The organism is Janthinobacterium sp. JF4 (assembly GCF_059617925.1).
In genome coordinates, this window is the sequence record NZ_JCAQAV010000014.1 from 39,872 (window position 1) to 56,547 (window position 16,676).

General features: G+C 62.3%; 16 protein-coding genes. 9 read left to right on the plus strand and 7 right to left on the minus strand.

Translation table 11 applies throughout. The annotated features are described in order from the left end of the window. The first annotated feature begins 286 nt into the window (after nucleotides 1-286). Nucleotides 287-526, plus strand: a complete 240-nt coding sequence (locus AC54AF_RS13160) for a hypothetical protein (protein ID WP_029496207.1) — start codon at nucleotides 287-289, stop codon at nucleotides 524-526. A gap of 87 nt (nucleotides 527-613) precedes the next feature. On the opposite strand, the gene AC54AF_RS13165 is transcribed toward AC54AF_RS13160, so the two are convergent. The 3 genes from AC54AF_RS13165 to AC54AF_RS13175 form a co-directional block, all read right to left on the minus strand. After that, nucleotides 614-1,300 (minus strand): glycine-rich domain-containing protein, encoded by a 687-nt coding sequence (locus tag AC54AF_RS13165; RefSeq protein ID WP_496636893.1) that lies wholly within the window; start codon nucleotides 1,298-1,300, stop codon nucleotides 614-616. Nucleotides 1,301-1,490: 190 nt separating this feature from the next. Continuing rightward, on the minus strand, nucleotides 1,491-3,350 hold the full coding sequence (locus AC54AF_RS13170; RefSeq protein WP_496636894.1) for a CHASE domain-containing protein: 1,860 nt from the start codon (nucleotides 3,348-3,350) through the stop codon (nucleotides 1,491-1,493). Nucleotides 3,351-3,549: 199 nt separating this feature from the next. Beyond that, the gene (locus tag AC54AF_RS13175) at nucleotides 3,550-5,316 is read right to left on the minus strand and encodes a glutamine--tRNA ligase/YqeY domain fusion protein (protein WP_496636895.1); all 1,767 of its coding nucleotides are present in this window, start codon (nucleotides 5,314-5,316) and stop codon (nucleotides 3,550-3,552) included. Nucleotides 5,317-5,478: 162 nt separating this feature from the next. Here AC54AF_RS13175 and AC54AF_RS13180 point away from each other — a divergent pair, with 162 nt between their 5' ends. The 4 genes from AC54AF_RS13180 (at nucleotide 5,479) to AC54AF_RS13195 (ending at nucleotide 8,072) form a co-directional block, all read left to right on the plus strand. Next, a complete protein-coding gene (locus AC54AF_RS13180) occupies nucleotides 5,479-5,772 on the plus strand; it encodes a DnaJ domain-containing protein (protein WP_096234166.1) in 294 nt (97 codons plus the stop codon). 105 nt (nucleotides 5,773-5,877) lie between these two features. Then, a complete protein-coding gene (locus AC54AF_RS13185; RefSeq protein WP_101484147.1) occupies nucleotides 5,878-6,390 on the plus strand; it encodes a hypothetical protein in 513 nt (170 codons plus the stop codon). After that, entirely contained in the window at nucleotides 6,380-7,180 is an 801-nt protein-coding gene (locus AC54AF_RS13190) for a hypothetical protein (protein WP_332860696.1), read from the plus strand. Before AC54AF_RS13185 ends, AC54AF_RS13190 begins: the two co-directional genes overlap by 11 nt. 19 nt (nucleotides 7,181-7,199) lie before the next feature. Beyond that, nucleotides 7,200-8,072 carry a hypothetical protein gene (locus AC54AF_RS13195; RefSeq protein WP_496636896.1) on the plus strand — a complete coding sequence of 291 codons (873 nt, stop codon included), beginning with the start codon at nucleotides 7,200-7,202 and terminating at the stop codon, nucleotides 8,070-8,072. A gap of 115 nt (nucleotides 8,073-8,187) precedes the next feature. On the opposite strand, the gene AC54AF_RS13200 is transcribed toward AC54AF_RS13195, so the two are convergent. Beyond that, complete coding sequence (locus AC54AF_RS13200; protein ID WP_496636897.1) at nucleotides 8,188-9,090, minus strand: LysR family transcriptional regulator; 903 nt, start codon at nucleotides 9,088-9,090, stop codon at nucleotides 8,188-8,190. A gap of 108 nt (nucleotides 9,091-9,198) precedes the next feature. Between AC54AF_RS13200 and AC54AF_RS13205 the strand changes: the two genes are divergently transcribed. Beyond that, nucleotides 9,199-10,461, plus strand: a complete 1,263-nt coding sequence (locus tag AC54AF_RS13205) for an MFS transporter (protein WP_496636898.1) — start codon at nucleotides 9,199-9,201, stop codon at nucleotides 10,459-10,461. Nucleotides 10,462-10,541: 80 nt separating this feature from the next. Beyond that, nucleotides 10,542-10,868, plus strand: coding sequence for a hypothetical protein (locus tag AC54AF_RS13210; protein ID WP_496636899.1), 327 nt, complete (start codon nucleotides 10,542-10,544; stop codon nucleotides 10,866-10,868). Between the two features lie 98 nt (nucleotides 10,869-10,966). Here the strand turns inward: AC54AF_RS13210 and AC54AF_RS13215 are convergent, their stop codons facing one another. After that, nucleotides 10,967-11,830, minus strand: a complete 864-nt coding sequence (locus AC54AF_RS13215) for a LytR/AlgR family response regulator transcription factor (RefSeq protein ID WP_496636900.1) — start codon at nucleotides 11,828-11,830, stop codon at nucleotides 10,967-10,969. Continuing rightward, entirely contained in the window at nucleotides 11,827-12,930 is a 1,104-nt protein-coding gene (locus AC54AF_RS13220; RefSeq protein ID WP_496636901.1) for a sensor histidine kinase, read from the minus strand. Before AC54AF_RS13220 ends, AC54AF_RS13215 begins: the two co-directional genes overlap by 4 nt. Before the next feature lie 198 nt (nucleotides 12,931-13,128). On the opposite strand from AC54AF_RS13220, the gene ugpQ reads away from it, so the two are divergent. Beyond that, complete coding sequence (gene ugpQ / locus AC54AF_RS13225) at nucleotides 13,129-13,872, plus strand: glycerophosphodiester phosphodiesterase (RefSeq protein WP_496636902.1); 744 nt, start codon at nucleotides 13,129-13,131, stop codon at nucleotides 13,870-13,872. Between the two features lie 107 nt (nucleotides 13,873-13,979). Here the strand turns inward: ugpQ and AC54AF_RS13230 are convergent, their stop codons facing one another. Next, entirely contained in the window at nucleotides 13,980-16,037 is a 2,058-nt protein-coding gene (locus AC54AF_RS13230; RefSeq protein WP_496636903.1) for a TonB-dependent receptor domain-containing protein, read from the minus strand. Nucleotides 16,038-16,194: 157 nt separating this feature from the next. On the opposite strand from AC54AF_RS13230, the gene AC54AF_RS13235 reads away from it, so the two are divergent. Next, entirely contained in the window at nucleotides 16,195-16,629 is a 435-nt protein-coding gene (locus tag AC54AF_RS13235; protein ID WP_496636904.1) for a Fur family transcriptional regulator, read from the plus strand. Nucleotides 16,630-16,676 lie beyond the last annotated feature (47 nt).

The following is a 16,676-nucleotide window of genomic DNA, read 5'->3' on the forward strand; positions in this document are numbered from 1 at the left end:
TAGCCTGGCTCATGCATAGCGGTGTTGCTCATCGTAAAAATTGATGACGTGCAGCAAATTTTCCCGATTTGAGTTATCCTCTAGCACATTCCAAGTGCGTCAATTCTCTTCAATTATCACAATTTCGCTTTAAGTTACGCAAAAATCAACAATAGCGTGTATTATATTGTTTGTGGCGTAAAAGCCGCATAAGTGATGGCGCTTTTTAGTGTGTTTACCCTGAATTATTGCAGAAGAGACATCTGGTTTCTTATTGCTCTAATACAACAAGTACGGATTTTCGATCATGTCTCTCAAACAAATTACCTCTTTGCCTACCTACAACCCGAATCGCGTCCTCGACGCGATCATCGACAAGCTGCAACTGAAAAATGATGCCGCCCTGTCGCGAGCTCTGGAAGTGGCGCCGCCTGTTATCAGCAAGATTCGTCACAACACCTTGCCGATCGGCGCCACGATCCTCATCCGCATGCATGAAATCAGCGATTTCAGCATTCGTGAATTGCGCGAGTTGATGGCTGCCTAAGAGCGCCTGACAGACGGCAAACTGAGAGGTGCCGTCTGGGTAAGTCAGGCTTGCCGCGTGCGGCAGCCACAGCTGTTTTCCGCTTTTCTATTGCGGGTCGCGGTTCAGTACCGGACGATCGACATAGAAACGCCCCATTTCCAGGCCAGTCGTGGACGACTTGACCACCGCCGCAGCCAGTGAGGCAGGCGCGCTGGAAAATGCGGTGCTGGCAGCCCCGGTCGCGCGGCCCGAATACGCCGTCGCCTGCACCGCCGCACTGGAAAACGCCGTCTTCACCGCCCGGCCCGAGTACGCCGTGGCCTGCACCGCCCGTCCCGAATACGCGGCCTGTACCGCACGCCCCGAATACGCCGCCTGCACGGCGCGCCCCGAATACGCCGTTTCTGCACGGATGTAATCTTCCCCGAACGTTTGTTCATACAGCTGCTTCATGCGCTCGCCCACGCGATGGTGCGCCGCTTCGTCGTCTTCGCCGCGCAAGCCGATGTACGGGAAGTGATGCAGGAAGTAGCCGAACACCTGTTCGCAGTCCGCCGCGTATTTCAGCGTGTCGAGGATGTGGTAGTGCCAGAAGGTATCGACGTCCATCAAAGGCGCCGTTTCCTCTTCCGGAAACTGTTTCATCAGGATCAGGAAGCGGCGGTATTCGAATTCCACCGCATTCGCCTTCTCCAGGCTCCATCCTTCGCCTGACTCCCGGTGCATCAGCTTGACCTTGATCGCGTCCAAATTCAAATCGGCAATTGCCTTGAAACTGTCGTTCGTATCCATGAATGTCCTTTAGTAAAGAGCGTTGTGGGAAATACGGTGAAACAGGGGGGAAAGGGGCGGGTGTGTACTCCTGGCAAGTAGTCGAGGAATGCCTTGCCCTTGGCGGACAGGCGCTAAGTTGTTCCACATCAATATTGCATCTAATTACGAAATATGCAAGCTGAGCTTGATTGAAGCGGGTGCGCGCCTGTCAGCCGCTGGCCCGGCTTTCTTCCTGGTAGGGAAACGCGGTGGCGTCCGCGCCCAGCGGCACGCTGACGTGCACGCTCATGCCTGCGCCGGGGCTGCTTTCAATGTAAAAAGTGCCGCCCAGCAACTTGATGCGTTCCTCGATGCCCACCAGGCCAAACGAGCCCAGCTTGTTGCGCCCGTCGATGGCCGCACCCACGCCGTTGTCGCTGATGCTCATCGACACCGTATCGCGGCACTTTTCCAGCTTGACCTGTACGCGGCTGGCATTCGCATGCTGGGAAATATTGCTGAGCGACTCTTGCAGGATGCGGAACAGCGCCGTCGCGCATTGATCGCTGAGGCAAATGTCGTCATGGCTTTCGCTCACTTCGCAGGCGATGCCCGTGCGCTGGCGAAATTGCGCCACTTGCCATTCGACGGCCGCATTCACGCCCAGGTCCAGCACGGTAGGGCGCAAGTCGTTGATGATCTGCCGCACGCTCTTGATGGTAGCGTCGATCTGCTCCAGGGTCGAGCGGGCGCGGGCGTTCAGGCGCGGGTGGCGGCGCTGCGTGCGCGAGGCCAGCATGTCGGCGTCGATGCGCAACACCAGCAGGTTCTGTCCCAGGTCGTCGTGGATTTCACGCGCGATGCGCTTGCGCTCTTCTTCCTTGATCTGGTCGGCGTGGGCCGCCAGGCGGCGCAGTTTCTGGTGCGACAGTTGCAGGCGGATCTGGCTGGCGCGCAGTTCCTCCGTCATGCCCGTCGCCATCTGGATGGCGCGCCGGCGCGACGACGCCAGGGTATGAAACAGCACATACAGCAGCAGGCTGCTGGCAAAGCCGATCAGCAGGGCCAGCCACGGCAGGAAGGCTTCGAAGCGCGTATACAGGTCGCTCTTGCGCACGCTGAACAGCGCTTGCCACACGCGGCCATTGTGCTTGATCAGCAGCGTGCTGCTCAGGTAACGGCCCGAACTGCCGGGCTGCCACCATGGCGCATGCATGCCCGCCGCCGTGCTGTCGAAGATGGGGCGCATGTCGTGCGGCAGCTGCAGCGGCAAGTCCGGCTGTTCAAGCGCCTGCGGACCGATGTCGAACAGGGTCAGGCGGACGTTGCGTACCGGCATGTCGGCCAGCGCGCTGCGCATCATCGACACCAGGTCATAGCCCATGCCGACGGACCCCTGGTACGCCTTGCGCCTCTGCTCCAGCGTGCCGGTCGGCATGCCGAAGCGGTACACGGGCAGGCGCATGGCCATGCCCGTCAATTGTGGCCGGCCTTCCATCGGCACGGGCACGCCGGAATTGCTGATCTGTCCGGAATCGCGCGACTGCGCCAGCGCTTCGGCGATCAGGGGGCGCGAGGCGATGTCATTGCCGAATTTTTCGGGCGCGCTGGCGATCGGCTCGATATAGAGCAGCACGGAATAATGGGCGCGCGGTGGGGGCGGATGGATGGCAAATGCCGGATAGCCGTCGCGCCCGGCTGGATAGTCGCGCTGCATGGCCGCTTCGAAGGCGGCGCGCTGCGTCTCGTCGAGTTCCTGGCTGTAATTGAGGTTCATCACGCCCGGGTAGTTTTGTTGCAAGCCGAGGTTTGCCACGTAGCGGTGGAATTGCTCGCGGCTCACGTGTTCGTTGGCGTGGAACAGGCTGGCTGTGCCGCGCAGCAGGTTGGCATACGACCTGGCGCGTGATTCGATGTTTTTCTGGGTATTGCGCGCCAGATTGTTGAACAGTTCGCTGGCATCGTATTCGATCGACAGCGAAGCGGCCATGTAGAACAGCAGGCCGACCATCAGCGACATCGCAAAGCCGAGCAGCCACAGCGGTCTTTTTTCAGCAGATAAAGGGTATTCGCCGGCAGTAGAAGACATCGCCATCCGCATCAGGAAGAGGAATCGGGTGCCGCCTGGTGGCGGTGGCTAGGCTGCGTTGTACAAGCACCATTAACATTGCAAATTGCTCAATAGCTGCCTAATATACAAAATTATCGTTATTATAGTCAACACGCAATATTTCTCTCTGAAACGAAAAAACCGCCGCAGCGGTTTTTTTCGTGGCTCGTCCGGCGCCTTATTTGGCGGGCTGCCAGCTGTCTTTCAGGGTGACGATGCGGTTGAAGACGGGCTTGCCAGGCTGGCTGTCGACCCTGTCGGCCGCGAAATAGCCATGGCGCTCGAACTGGAAGCGCTGTTCCGGCTGGGCCAGTTCCGCGCCCGGCTCCAGCCACGCTTGCACCACTTCCTTGGCCAGCGGGTTCAGGGCCAGCTTGAAGTCCTTGCCGCCCGCGTCCGGCTGCGGGTCCGTAAACAGGCGGTCGTACAGGCGTACTTCGGCGGGAATGGCCGTCGGCGCGCTGACCCAGTGCATATTGCCCTTGACCTTGTAATTGGAACTGCCTTCCGTGCCCGACTTGCTGTCCGGGAAGTAGGTGCAATGCACGGCGATGACCTTGCCGTTTTCATCCTTGTCAAAGCCCGTGCACTCGATCACGTAGCCGTAGCGCAGGCGAACCTTGCTGCCGGGCTTGTCGTCGATGGGCGGATACAGACGGAAATAGCCTTTGTTCGGCACTTCCATGAAGTCGTCTTCCTCGATCCACAGCTCGCGCGAGATGGGGAAGGTGCGCACGCCCCGTTCCGGGAAGTGCGGGTGCACGGGCGCCGTGCATTCCACGCTTTCGCCTTCGGGGAAATTGTCGATGATCAGTTTCAGCGGACGCAGCACGGCCACCGTGCGCGGCGCCTTCGGGTCCAGGTCTTCGCGCAGGCAGCCTTCGAGCACGCTGTAGTCGATCCAGCCGTCCGATTTCGTCACGCCCGTGCGTTCGCACATCAGCTGGATCGCTTCCGGCGTGTAGCCGCGGCGGCGCATGCCTACCAGGGTCGGCATGCGCGGGTCGTCCCAGCCGTCGACGATCTGCTCTTCCACCAGCTGGCGCAGCTTGCGCTTGCTGGTGACGATATACGTCAGGTTCAGGCGCGAGAATTCGAACTGGTGCGGCACCGGTTGCTGGAAGAAGCCGCCGGCGGCCAGGGTTTCCAGCAGCCAGTCGTAGAACGGGCGGTGGTCCTGGAATTCCAGCGTGCAGATCGAATGCGTGATGTTTTCCAGCGCGTCCGAGATCGGGTGCGTGTAGTCGTACATCGGATAGATGCACCAGGCGTCGCCCGTGCGGTGGTGGTGCGCATGGCGGATGCGGTAGATGGCCGGATCGCGCAAATTCATGTTCGGCGAACTCATGGCATCTTCGCTCATCTTCGCGCGCAGGATGTGCTCGCCATCCTTGAACTGGCCCGCCTTCATGGCGCGGAACAGGGCCAGCGATTCATCGCGCGGACGGTCGCGGAATGGCGAATTCTTGCCGGCCTGGCCGAAATTGCCCCGGTTGGCGGCCATGTCTTCGGCGCTCTGGCTGTCCACATAGGCAAAGCCGGCCGTGATCAGGTATTCGGCCATCGCGTACAGCTGGTCAAAATAGTCGCTCGCGTAGTGCAGGTGGCTCTGGCCATCGGCATGCTTCGGTTCCCAGTCAAAGCCCAGCCATTTCACGCTGTCCATGATGGTGTCGACGTATTCTTGCTCTTCCTTCGCCGGATTGGTATCGTCGAAGCGCAGGTTGCACTGGCCGGCGTAATCGCGTGCCAGGCCGAAGTTGACGCAGATCGACTTGGCGTGGCCCACGTGCAGGTAGCCGTTCGGCTCCGGCGGGAAACGCGTGATCACCTGAGGCAGGCCGGGGCGCACGTGGGCGCCGGCAGCCAGGTCGGCTTCGATGATGTTACGCAAGAAATTGGGCGCCAGCGCTGGCGCGGCGGTATTCGGTTTATCGTTGCTCATTGATCAATGCGGAAGAGTGACAGTAAAAAGCATTTTACCGTACCGCAAGCGCTTTATAAGCACGTATTTGCCCCCATATCCCAGCATGCAAGCGACGCGGGCGCCGTTCTATAGGATAATCTGCCTTTCATTAGCAAACAAAACGTGACCCCGGAGCCATTGATGGAAAATTTGTATAACGTCCTCGGTGTCGCGCCCAATGCCAGCGACGATGAAATCAAGAAGGTTTACCGTTCGCTGGCCATGCGTTTCCACCCCGACCGCAACCAGGCCCCCGGCGCCGAGGCGCGCTTCAAGAGCGTCACCAAGGCGTATGAAATCCTGGCCGACCCGGTCAAGCGCGCCGAATACGACCAGAGCGTGAACCACCGCATCATCATCGATCCGGAAGCGGAAGCGTATGCCCTGTGGTGCGGCGTGTTTCGCCTGCATGGCACCGTCCTGCCGGCAGACTAAGCCTGCAGGCGGCTGCCCGGCCAGCCTGAATGATTTGAAAAACAACAAACAATGGTGCTTTTGCTTTTATGTAAAAGTACCGCGCATCACATTGGAAAGCACAGCATGAGAAGAGTACACCCTGAATTCGCGTATCAGTCGCGCGAGCTGGAAGGCCAGATCGATGGCATCCTCGGCGATCCGCCAAACCGCAAGAACTATAAAAGCATGGTCGACGCGCTGGTCAGCGAGTACGCCAGCGGCGGCGGCATCGAAGACGTGAACATGCTGGCCTTCGCGCTGGTCGACCACATCACCTTCAGCGACCCGAAAGGCTTGCTGGCCGAAAGCGAAGACTACGAGTTCGGCGACCCGGCCCGCGTGTTTTCCATGGCTGCGTGCGCCGCGCCGGAAGCGGCGAAGATGTACGCCGCCATCGAAGAGAGCTTCCCCGACCTGGCGCGCCAGGCCATCATCACGGCCTTTTTGCACAAGAATCCGCGCCTGTGGGACGACGACGACCAGTCGCTCGACCAGCTGGCCGCCAATGACGACGGCGACGACGATCACGACGAAGACGAAGCCACCGACGATTTCGCCCAGATGTTTGACCAGGATGGAGATGACCATGGCCGATAACAAGGATCAAAATGCCGAACAAAAAAGCAACCTGCCCGCGCTGACCAAGCAGGTCATGGAATTGGTGCTGTCCGGTTCGCTGGGCCACGCCGAGCAGGCGTTTGCCGACGCGGCCGACCAGTACGGCGATCTTGCCGTGGTGGAAGTGCTCAATGCCATCCCGCCGCAAGTGACGGCCCTGCACCTGGCCGGCTTCGACGGCGGCAAGATGTCGCTGGCCACCTTGCTGGTGCCGCCGAAAGCCTGGGCTGACAGCCTGGCCTTCATCGCCGCTACCTGGAGCGATGACCAGATCGAGGATGATCCGGAACGCATCGCCGAGTCCCTGTTCGCGCACATCCACGGCGTGGTGTTTTCCACCGACGATGCCGAGCGCCGCCGCGAGCTGCTGCTCGAAGCGTCCGCCACCGACTGGGGCGCCACGGCGTTCGCCATTTTGTTCTCGATGGCGCCGAAGGAAATCCTCGAAGTGGCGGGCGAAATCGTCATCAAGGGCCCGTATGTGACGGGCGTGACTTCGTCCGACAATGACGTCGTGCCGCTGGCCATCGAGCTGGCGCAAGCGAATGAAGACGGCTGGGACCGCTCGCTGTTCGAACTGTTCCCCGACTTCCGCCACAGCGCCGACCTGGCCGATGCCGAATATTCGGACGACCCGGACGAAGAGCCGACCATGTTGCAGCGCAGTACCAAGGAATTGCTGTACCGCCTGCGCAAGCAAGTGCCGAGCACGCGCAGCGCGCCGCGCTCCAGCACGCGCCGCAGCCTGGGCACGGGCATTTTCTCGTAATGAAAGCAGGGAACGTCTAATGCTGCCAGCAATTGTTGTAGAGAATCTTCCGCGCCTCGTGCGCGCCATCAAACTGTTGCCGGGCGACCCGCGCGAGGACGCGGCGCTGGACCTGGCCGATGAATTGACGGGCATCACGGCCATGGTGGCCGAAAAGTTCACGAATGAGCGCACGGCCGACGGCATCCAGAAAGCGCTGTACCTGACGGTGGGCGGCGTGTCCTTGGGCCTGGAGCAGGCCGTCACGCATGAAGGCGACCAGGCGGCCCTCGATTTCCTCGTCGAGCACGGCGCCGAGCACGCGTTCCAGGTGGGCTTTCGCCTGATCAAGGAACTGTCGCAGCTGCCGGAAGACGCCCTCGTCGGCGAATACGACCAGGACCCCGTCTACCTGCAGCGGCGCCTGCGCGAGCTGTTCATCGATATTTGCCAGGCCGACCCGAATCAGAACTGGGCCGGCTACGAAAAGTATGCGCTGCAGTTGCAACAGCGCAAGGAAGTGCAAGCCGTCGTGCGCCTGGCCAGCTGGCTGCGCCGCCACCATGACAACGGCCCCGTCAGCGACAGCGACTTGAATGCCGAGGGCGTCATCGCCCTGGCCATCATCTTCGCCATCGAAGGGGGCGGGCGCATCGTCGCGCGCACGGGCCAAAAGGAGTTCGAGCGTTTCGTGCGTTCCGTGCGCAAGAACAAGCCCGACTTCGAGGAAGGCTGGGCCGCCCTGGTGGCCAAGGTGCCCGTGCAGCACCATCCCGTGTTGCTCGACCGCATCGCCTCGTACCGCCGCAGCTGCACCGTCGTGCATAAAATCCTCACGCGGGCCAGCATGAAGAGCCTGTTCGAGGACCTGGAAAACTACGCGGGTTCGGAGCTGGATGCGGATTATTCCTGATTCTGCGTGTCGGATTACGCGGCGGCTGCGCCACCGCTAATCTGACCTACGCCGGCGCGCGTCCCGTAGGTCGGCTTAGCTGCGGCATCGCCGCAGCGTAAGCCGACATTGCAGCCTACGCTCCCCCTTCCATGGCCGCTTCCTCGGCCAGTTTCACGAATGCCGCCACCAGCGGCGACGTCTCTTCTTCTCGTTGTGCAAGTAATAAGCTGGTGGTCGCCTGCGGGTCGGCGATCGGGCGGTAGCACACGCCATCCATGCGGATGCGGTCGAACGAGGCGGGCAGCACGGAAATGCCGCAGCCGGCCGCCACCAGGCCGATGATGGTCGACGCTTCGCCCGCTTCCTGCGCCACCTGGGGCACGAAGCCTGCTGCCTTGCACAGGCGGAAGATCTGCGGATAAATCCCCGTGCCCGCATCCTTCGGATACATCACAAACCCTTCGCCCGCCATGTCGGCAATCGCGATGGCCTGTTTTGCCGCCAGCGCATGGGCGACGGGCAGCACGAGGAACAGCGGGTCTTGCCGCAGTTGCGTCAGCTTGATATCGGATGGATACGTCGTTTCCGGCGGGCGCACGAAACCCAGGTCCATCGTCCGGCCCGAGATCGCTTCCAGTTGATGCAGGGTCGCCATTTCATGCAGGGTCAATGTGACGTGCGGGAATTGCTGGCGGTAGCGGTTGATGACGGTGGCGAAATACGGCGTAAATGGCGTGGAAAAGGTAAAGCCGATGCGCAACTCGCCCGCTTCCCCCCGCTGCGCCCGGCGCGCCGTCACGGCCGCCTGTTCCGCCAAGGCCAGGATGCGCCGCGCATCATCGAGGAACAGCGCACCAGCCTGCGTCAGCCGCACGGAGCGCTTGTTGCGCTCGAACAACTGCGCCCCCAATTCTCCTTCCAGTGCCTGGATCTGCTGGCTCAGCGGCGGCTGGCCGATGTGCAGGCGCTCGGCCGCGCGCGTGAAGTGCAATTCCTCGGCGACGGCGACAAAGTAACGCAGGTGGCGCAGTTCCATGTTTGTCCAGTAATCGTTTTAAAGTATGAGTTGGGCCTTGAATATATATTGGACGATATGAGTTGGCAATCCTAACATGAAGACTCGCTTCCTTTCCGAAACACGGCCATGTCTGATTCATCGCTCGCCTTTGCTGCCCACTCCGCCACGCCCGTTCCCGCTCCGCGCACAGCCATCGCCAAGGGTTCCATCGAATTCAAGCGCAGCAACCGCGCGCTGTTCTTCGGCGGCTTTTCCACCTTCAGCTTGCTGTATTGCATCCAGCCCCTGTTCCCGCTGCTGTCGCAGCAGTTTCATCTGACGCCGGCGCAAAGCAGCTGGTCCCTGTCCGTGTCCAGCGGCCTGCTGGCCATCTCGCTGGTACTGCTGAGTGCCGTCTCGGACAGGGTCGGGCGCAAACCGCTGATGGTGGCGTCGATGTTTTCCGCCGCAATACTCACCATTTTGTCCGCCTTCGCGCAGGATTATGCGCAACTGCTGGCCATCCGCGCCGCGCTGGGCATTGCCCTGGGCGGCATGCCGGCCGTGGCCATGGCGTACCTGGGCGAGGAAATCGAGGGTCCGTCCTTGGGCCTGTCGATGGGCTTGTACATCGCCGGCAGCGCGTTTGGCGGCATGTCGGGGCGGCTGGTCGCTTCCATGCTCAGCGATTTCCTCTCGTGGCGCTGGGCCTTGGGCGTGCTGGGCGTGGCCGGGGTGCTGGCGGCGGCGGAATTCTTTCGCAGCCTGCCGGCGTCGAAAAATTTCGTGCCCAGTACAAAAGGCTGGAACGCCTTGCCGCACGCGATAAAACAGCACTTTTCCGACCAAGGCTTGCCGTGGCTGTTCTGCCTGGCGTTCGTGCTGATGGGCTGTTTCGTCAGCCTGTACAACTACATCGGCTACCGCCTGCTGGCCGCGCCCTTCGGCTTGCGCCAGAGCACGGTCGGCTTGCTGGCCTTTTTGTACCTGATCGGCATCTTCAGTTCCGTCTGGGCGGGCCGCCTGGTGGACCGCCTGGGGCGCCGGGGCGTGCTGTGGATCATGCTGTCGCTGATGCTGTCCGGCATTTTATTGACCCTGTTCGATTCCCTGCCACTGATCGTCATCGGCATGGCGCTGGCCACCTTCGGCTTCTTTGCTTCGCATTCGATCGCCAGCAGCTGGGTCAGCCGCCGCGCCCGCGCGCCGCAGGCGCTGGCTTCGGCCTTCTACCTGCTGTTCTACTACCTGGGCTCGAGCCTGATCGGGTCCGCCTCGGGCATGATGTGGGGCTTCGACGGCTGGACGGGCGTCATCATCATGCTGGGCCTGTGCCTGGGTGGCGGCGTGCTGATTGCCTTGCGCCTGCGCCATTTGCAGCCGCTGGGGGCGCGCGAAGCGGTGGGCTGAGTCCTGCTATGTGGGCGCGGCGGGGAACCCAGTGCCAGCTTGGCGATCCAACCCGGATACCACGCGAACAGGGGAACATCATGATGCAAGTAAAGGAAGTGGCAAGGCGCTTTGGCGCCATCGAACACGCGATCGGCCAGGCCGCCCAGCTGTGTGGCAAGCAGCAGGGCATGCCGATGGAATTGAAGGATTGCATCCATCAGCTGGACCTGCAAAAGAGCGCCGTGCGGCAAGCCATTGACGCGCAGGACGATGCGCGCATCCGGCAAGCCGTTGACCAGATGGAATCGCTGGGCGACCGCGCCAAGCGGGCCTGCGGCACGGCGGCCAGCGTCACGCCGGAAATGAAGAGCGCGGTGCTCAAGGTGCACGATGAACTATCGGACCTGAAGCACCAGTTGCATTGAACACCTATCAAAACCTTGTATTGCTCCCCTCATGCCGTTTGTGATGTTGCAAACGGCATCGACCGCTGTCAAAGTTCTTGGTAGGTGTTGTAACCGTTTTACATCTGGCGGAACAGATGGGCATATAGCGGGCTGACGCGCAGTTGCGCCGGATGCTGGCGCAGGGTCAGCGACAGCTTGCCGGCCTCGTCGCGCACGGCCGTGGCGATGGCGCTGGCGTTGACGATGGTGCCCCGGTGGATTTGCCAGAATTGTTGCGGGTCCAGCTGGGGCAGCAACTCCTTCAGGCTCGTGCGTATCAGCGCTTCGCTGTCCTGGCACACGACGTTGATGTATTTGTCCAGCGCCTCGAAATACACGACGTCGGCCAGGGCGATCATGCGCACGCTGTTGCCGACGGCCGCCCGTATCATTTGCAGGCGCGGCGCGGGGGGCAGCATGGCTTGCAGTTGTCTCAACAGGCGGGCCATGTTGTCGTCGCCGGCGGTTCCGGCTGGCGGCGCTGCTGGAGGCGCTGTGGCAGCTGTCGCCGGAGCTGCAGTTGCCGTGACTACAGCGCTGTCGCGCAAGCGCTGCCGCAGGCGTTCCACCGTCTTGCCCAGGCGCGCATCGTTGACGGGTTTGAGAACGTAATCGGCGGCCGCGTGCTCGAAGGCGGCCAGCGCATAGTCGTCGTAGGCGGTGACGAACACGATGTGCGGGAAGGGCGTGTCGGCGGGCCACTGCTCGGCCAGCTCCTCGGCCGCCTCCAGCCCCGTCTTGCCTGGCATTTTGATGTCGAGAAATAGTATGTCGGGCCGCAGCGCCAGGCCTTGCCGCAAGGCGTCCACGCCATTGGGGCACGTGGCGACGATGTCGAGTTCCGGCCACAGCCGCTGCAAGGCGTGCGCGAGGGCGGCGGCAAGGATGGGTTCGTCTTCGGCGATCAGGGCGCGTGGCGCGTGTGGGCTGTGTTGGCTCATGCGAGGGGACTCATGATGGTGGGTGGAAGGGGAAGTGTCAGGCGGGCGGTCGCGCCTGCCGGATGGTTGGCGGCCAGCGACAGGCTGGCGCAATCGCCATGCATGGCGCGCAGGCGTTCGCGGATATTCGCCACGCCCAGGTGCGTGCCCTTGGTCTGGCCCGGATGGTCGAGGCCCAGGCCATCGTCGCTGACGGTCAGCATCAGCACGCCGCTGTCCGTGGAGGCTTGCACGTGGACGTGGCCGCCTTCGATCTTCGGTTCCAGGCCGTGCTGGATGGCGTTTTCCACCAGCGGCTGCAGCAGCATGGGCGGTACCTTGATCTGGCGCATAGCCTCGGGCAAGTCCAGCGTAAAGCGCAGGCGCGCGCCCATGCGGATCGACATCAGGCCCAGGTAGGCTTGCATCAGCGAAAACTCCTGCTCCAAGGTGGTGGACTCGGCGCGCGAGGAACTCAAGGTCGCGCGCAAATACTGGATCAGCTGGTCGAGCAGCAGCTGGGCGCGCTCAGGGTCAAAGCTGATCAGGCCTTGCAGGTTGGCCAGGGTGTTGAACAGCATGTGCGGTTCGATCTGCGCCTGCAGCAGCTGCAGCTGGGCCTGCATGGCCTGGCGCGCCACGGATTCGGCGCGGGCCTTTTCCTGGGCCGCTTCCATTTGCAGGCGGGCGATTTTTTCGCGGCTGCTGAAGAACAGGATGGCCGCACTGGCCGCCGCCAGTGTGAACACCGTCATGCTGACGTTGCGGGGCGACATGGCAATGGGCGCGGGAACGTCGATATTGGCCAGCCAGCCGAACAGCATGGTGCCGCCTACTTGCGCCACGGCGGCGCTGACGATGATGAGGGCAGTGAAGGGCAGCCTTTGCGGGCGGCGTCCCTCTCCCCACCACGCCAGGCGGATGCCGTCGATGAGCAGGAAGGCAATGCCGCCGATACACATGGACGCAAGCAAGTTGAGCCAGAAGCTTTGTCCACCGCTCAGCACGTAGGTGATGAAGAGGGCACACAGGACGTTGAGCAGCAGCGCATAGCGCGCATCGGCCAGCAGGCGCCGGTAGGGAAAGCCCTTCTTGCGGGGGGCGGTGTCGGTGGTGTGCATGCGGGACCGCTTTCGGATGGGCACTCGGGTTGGTAATGCGGCAATTATGGGCGGCTCTGCATGCAGGCGCAACGGCGTTGCGACGAAACCGGGCGGACGCGGCGCCAATCGCCTGATCGCGTCCTTTACAGGGTGGCGCTTGCACGCGATGATGGCAGGACGTCTTGGTCGACAACCTCATCATGATAAAGGAATACCATGTGGCCTTATCCACGCACCCTGGCGCACCGCGGCGGCGGCACCCTGGCGCCTGAAAACACCCTGGCTGCCCTGCGCTGCGGCCTGGCCTACGGCTACCGCGCCGTGGAATTTGACGTCATGCTGGCGGCCGACGGCGTGCCCGTCGTCGTGCACGATCCCGAGCTGGGGCGCACCGTGGCCGGCAGCGGCCATATCAGCGATTACACGGCCGCGCAGCTGGGAGCGATGGAAGCGGGCGCCTGGTTCGGCCCGCAGTTTGCCGGCGAAGGCGTGCCCACGTTCGACGCCGTGGTGGCGTATTGCAAGGCGCAGCGCATCTGGATGAATATCGAAATCAAGCCGGCGCCCGGCTGCGACGTGCAGACCGGCACGGTGGTGGCGCGCGCCACCCTAGGCTATTTTGCAGTGGAAATCGCCGCCGGGGAATTGCTGCCGCTGCTGTCATCGTTCAGCATCGCAGCCTTGCAGGCGGCGCGCCAGGCGGCGCCGGAACTGGCGCGCGGCTGGCTGGTCGAAGCGATACCTTCCGATTGGGCGCAAGAGGCAAAGGAACTGGACGTGGTGGCGCTCCATTGCGACCACCGGCAGCTGACGCGCGCGCTGGCGCAGGAAGTCAAAGGGGAGGGATTGGGATTGTTTTGCTACACCGTCAACACCCCGGAACGGGCCAGCGAACTGCTGGCCTGGGGCGTGGATGGGTTTTGTACGGACAGGATAGATATTATTCCATCCATGGCGTAGGTCGGATTAGCGGGGCAAAGCCCCGCGTAATCCGACAACATTGTTGACGTTATTGGTGTTGTCGGCTTACGCGCTTGCGCGCTAAGCCGACCTACGTTTCAAACAGCTTAGAAAGTCACGCGCATTCCTACGGTGACATTGCGCCCCATCAACGGCGCCGCATTCTTGATGAACGAGGTATGGCTGTACGCCAGTTCATTCGTCAGGTTGTTGGCCTTGATATAGAACTGGGCCGGCGTCGTGCCGATGCGCGTGTCGTAGTTGGCTGAGAGGTTGAGCATGTTGTAGCCAGGGGTTGCCGTCTCGAACGCTGCCACCTTGTCCTGCTTGCCCACGCGGTAGAACTCGGCCACGCCGCTCCACGCCTGCCAGTTGGCATCGAATTTCACGCCAACGCGCTGGGCGGGGATGCGCGGCAAGTTGCCACCACCATCGGCCAGCTTGGCCCGCACATAGTCGCCGAACACGCTGGCGCCGAACATGGGGTTCAATTGCTGGCGGATCTGGCCTTCGACGCCCGTGAACGTGGCATCGCGCTGGGCGTACTGGATCAGCTGGAAGCCTTCGTGGCTGTCCAGCGTGGAGCCGAAGATATAGTTGTCCACCTTGTTGCGGTAGGCGCTGGCCGAGAAGGTCGTGGCGCCCGCATATTTGCGCAAGGTCAAGTCGATATTGTTCGACGTCTCCTTGCCCAGGTTTTGATTGCCCAGCTCATACGTGGCCGTGGCCATGTGCACGCCGTGCGCATACAGTTCCTCGGCGCTGGGCAGGCGGTGCGTGCGGGAAATGGTCGAACCGAGCGAGTACTGCGGCGCGAATTTCCACACGGCGCCCAGGGAGATCGAGGTGCCCTTGGCGCTGCGGTCTTGCAAGGTGGCGCTGTCGACCGTGATGTCTTGCCATTCGTGGCGCAAGCCTGCCTCGAAGCGCCATTGATCGAGCTTGTATTCTTCCACCAGGAAGGCCGCGTGTTTTTTCGTTACCGTCGGCGCCACGTAGGCTTCCTCGCCCAGGGCGGAGAAGTCGCGCTTCGACGTTTGCAGGCCGACCACGCCGCGCCAGCCGAAGACGGGATGGTGTTCCATTTCCAGGCGCGCGTCGTGGCCCTTGTTTTTAAACGTGGTGGCGATTTCCGTGCCTTCGATTTCATCGTGCTTGTAATCGGTGAACGCGGCGCGCAGGCGCAGCTTGGCGAAGCCTGGCACGGGATCGCGCAATTCGCCGCGCACGTCCCAGCGTTCGCTCTTCAGTTTCACGTACGGCACGGCGCCATGTTCGTGGTCGTGGTCATGTTCTTCTTCATCGCCGTGGTCGTGGCCTTCGTGGCCGCCGCAATGCAGGTGCGTGCCATGCGGATGGCAGCTCGCGAATTCGTGGTTGTGGCCAGGCAAGCCGTATTCCGCATGCTGGCTGGTGAAGGCCAGGCCCAGGAAGCCGCGTGACCCCACCCACGACACGCCTACGCTGCCCGTGTCCGTCTCGTTGTAGCTGCCGGCCACTTTCGAGCCGCCTTCCCAGCCGCTGCCGACCTTGTATTCCTTGGCGTCGCGCTTGACGCCTTCCGCGTGGAAGGCGATGTTGCCGGAGCCGCCAGTCACTTCAAAGGCGCCCGCCTTTTCGCGCGCCGCCGAGTTGGCGCGCACTTCCGCGCTGCCTTCAACGCCTTTGGCCGGCACGCGCGTGGGGATTTTCTTGTCGATCACATTGACGACGCCGCCGACGGCGCCGCCGCCATATGCGAGCGCGGACGGGCCGCGCAAGACTTCAATCTGTTCCGACAGCATCGGTTCGGCCGCGACAGCATGGTCGGGGCTGATGGTCGAGGCATCTTGCACTTCGGCGCCATCGGACAGCACCTTGACGCGCGGGCCATCCATGCCGCGGATGATGGGACGGCTGGCGCCGGCGCCAAAATGGCTGGACGTGATGCCGGGCTGCCCGGCCAGGGTTTCGCCCAGGGTCGCCTCGCGGGCGCGCACCAGTGCCTCGCCTTCGAGTACGGTCACGGGCGTGCTCATGTCGTCGCTGCCCAGGGCCAGCGCGCTGGCCGAGACGGTGACTGCAGGCAAGGTTGTCGCCTGCTGCGCCAGGGCGCTGGCGGGCGCGGCAAAGGCCAGCATGATGGCCAGCGCGAGGGGAGTGGGTTGGTGAGGACGGACGGACATGGGCAAGGTTCCTTATCGGCTATCGGTGTTGGCAGGGTTGGGGCAGCGCGTGATAGTCAAATTGCCTGCCCTAAGATGATAATGATAACCCATTATCATTACTGTGTGACAGTTTTTCCGGACGGTAGATATAGTCGGATGGTGTATTCTGTCGGCTATGGAACGCACAACACGTCAAAAAACCGCTATTCAAGCCGCCATCGAGTCGGCTCAGCGCCCCTTGTCGGCGCAGGAAATCCTCGAACAGGCCAGCTTGCAAGTGACGCAACTGGGCATCGCCACCGTTTACCGCAACTTGAAGTCCCTGGTGCTGGAAGAAAAGGTGCACGTGGTGACCTTGCCGGGTGAAAACCCGCGCTATGAGTCGAACACGGCCGCCAATCACCACCACCACCATTTCCAGTGCACCACCTGCCAGCGCGTGTTCGACGTGCATGATTGCCCGGGCGACTTGAAGCGCATGGCGCCGCAAGGCTTTGTCGTCGAGCGCCACGAACTGACCCTGTATGGCCGCTGCGCCGACTGCAATGCCGCTGGCGCCGTCGTTGCCACCACCGTGCACGCCTGCGCCGGCCACCACGACCCGGCCTGAGCGGGCAGGCTGTCGATGTTGGCACGGGCGCAACAATGCCCTGGCCA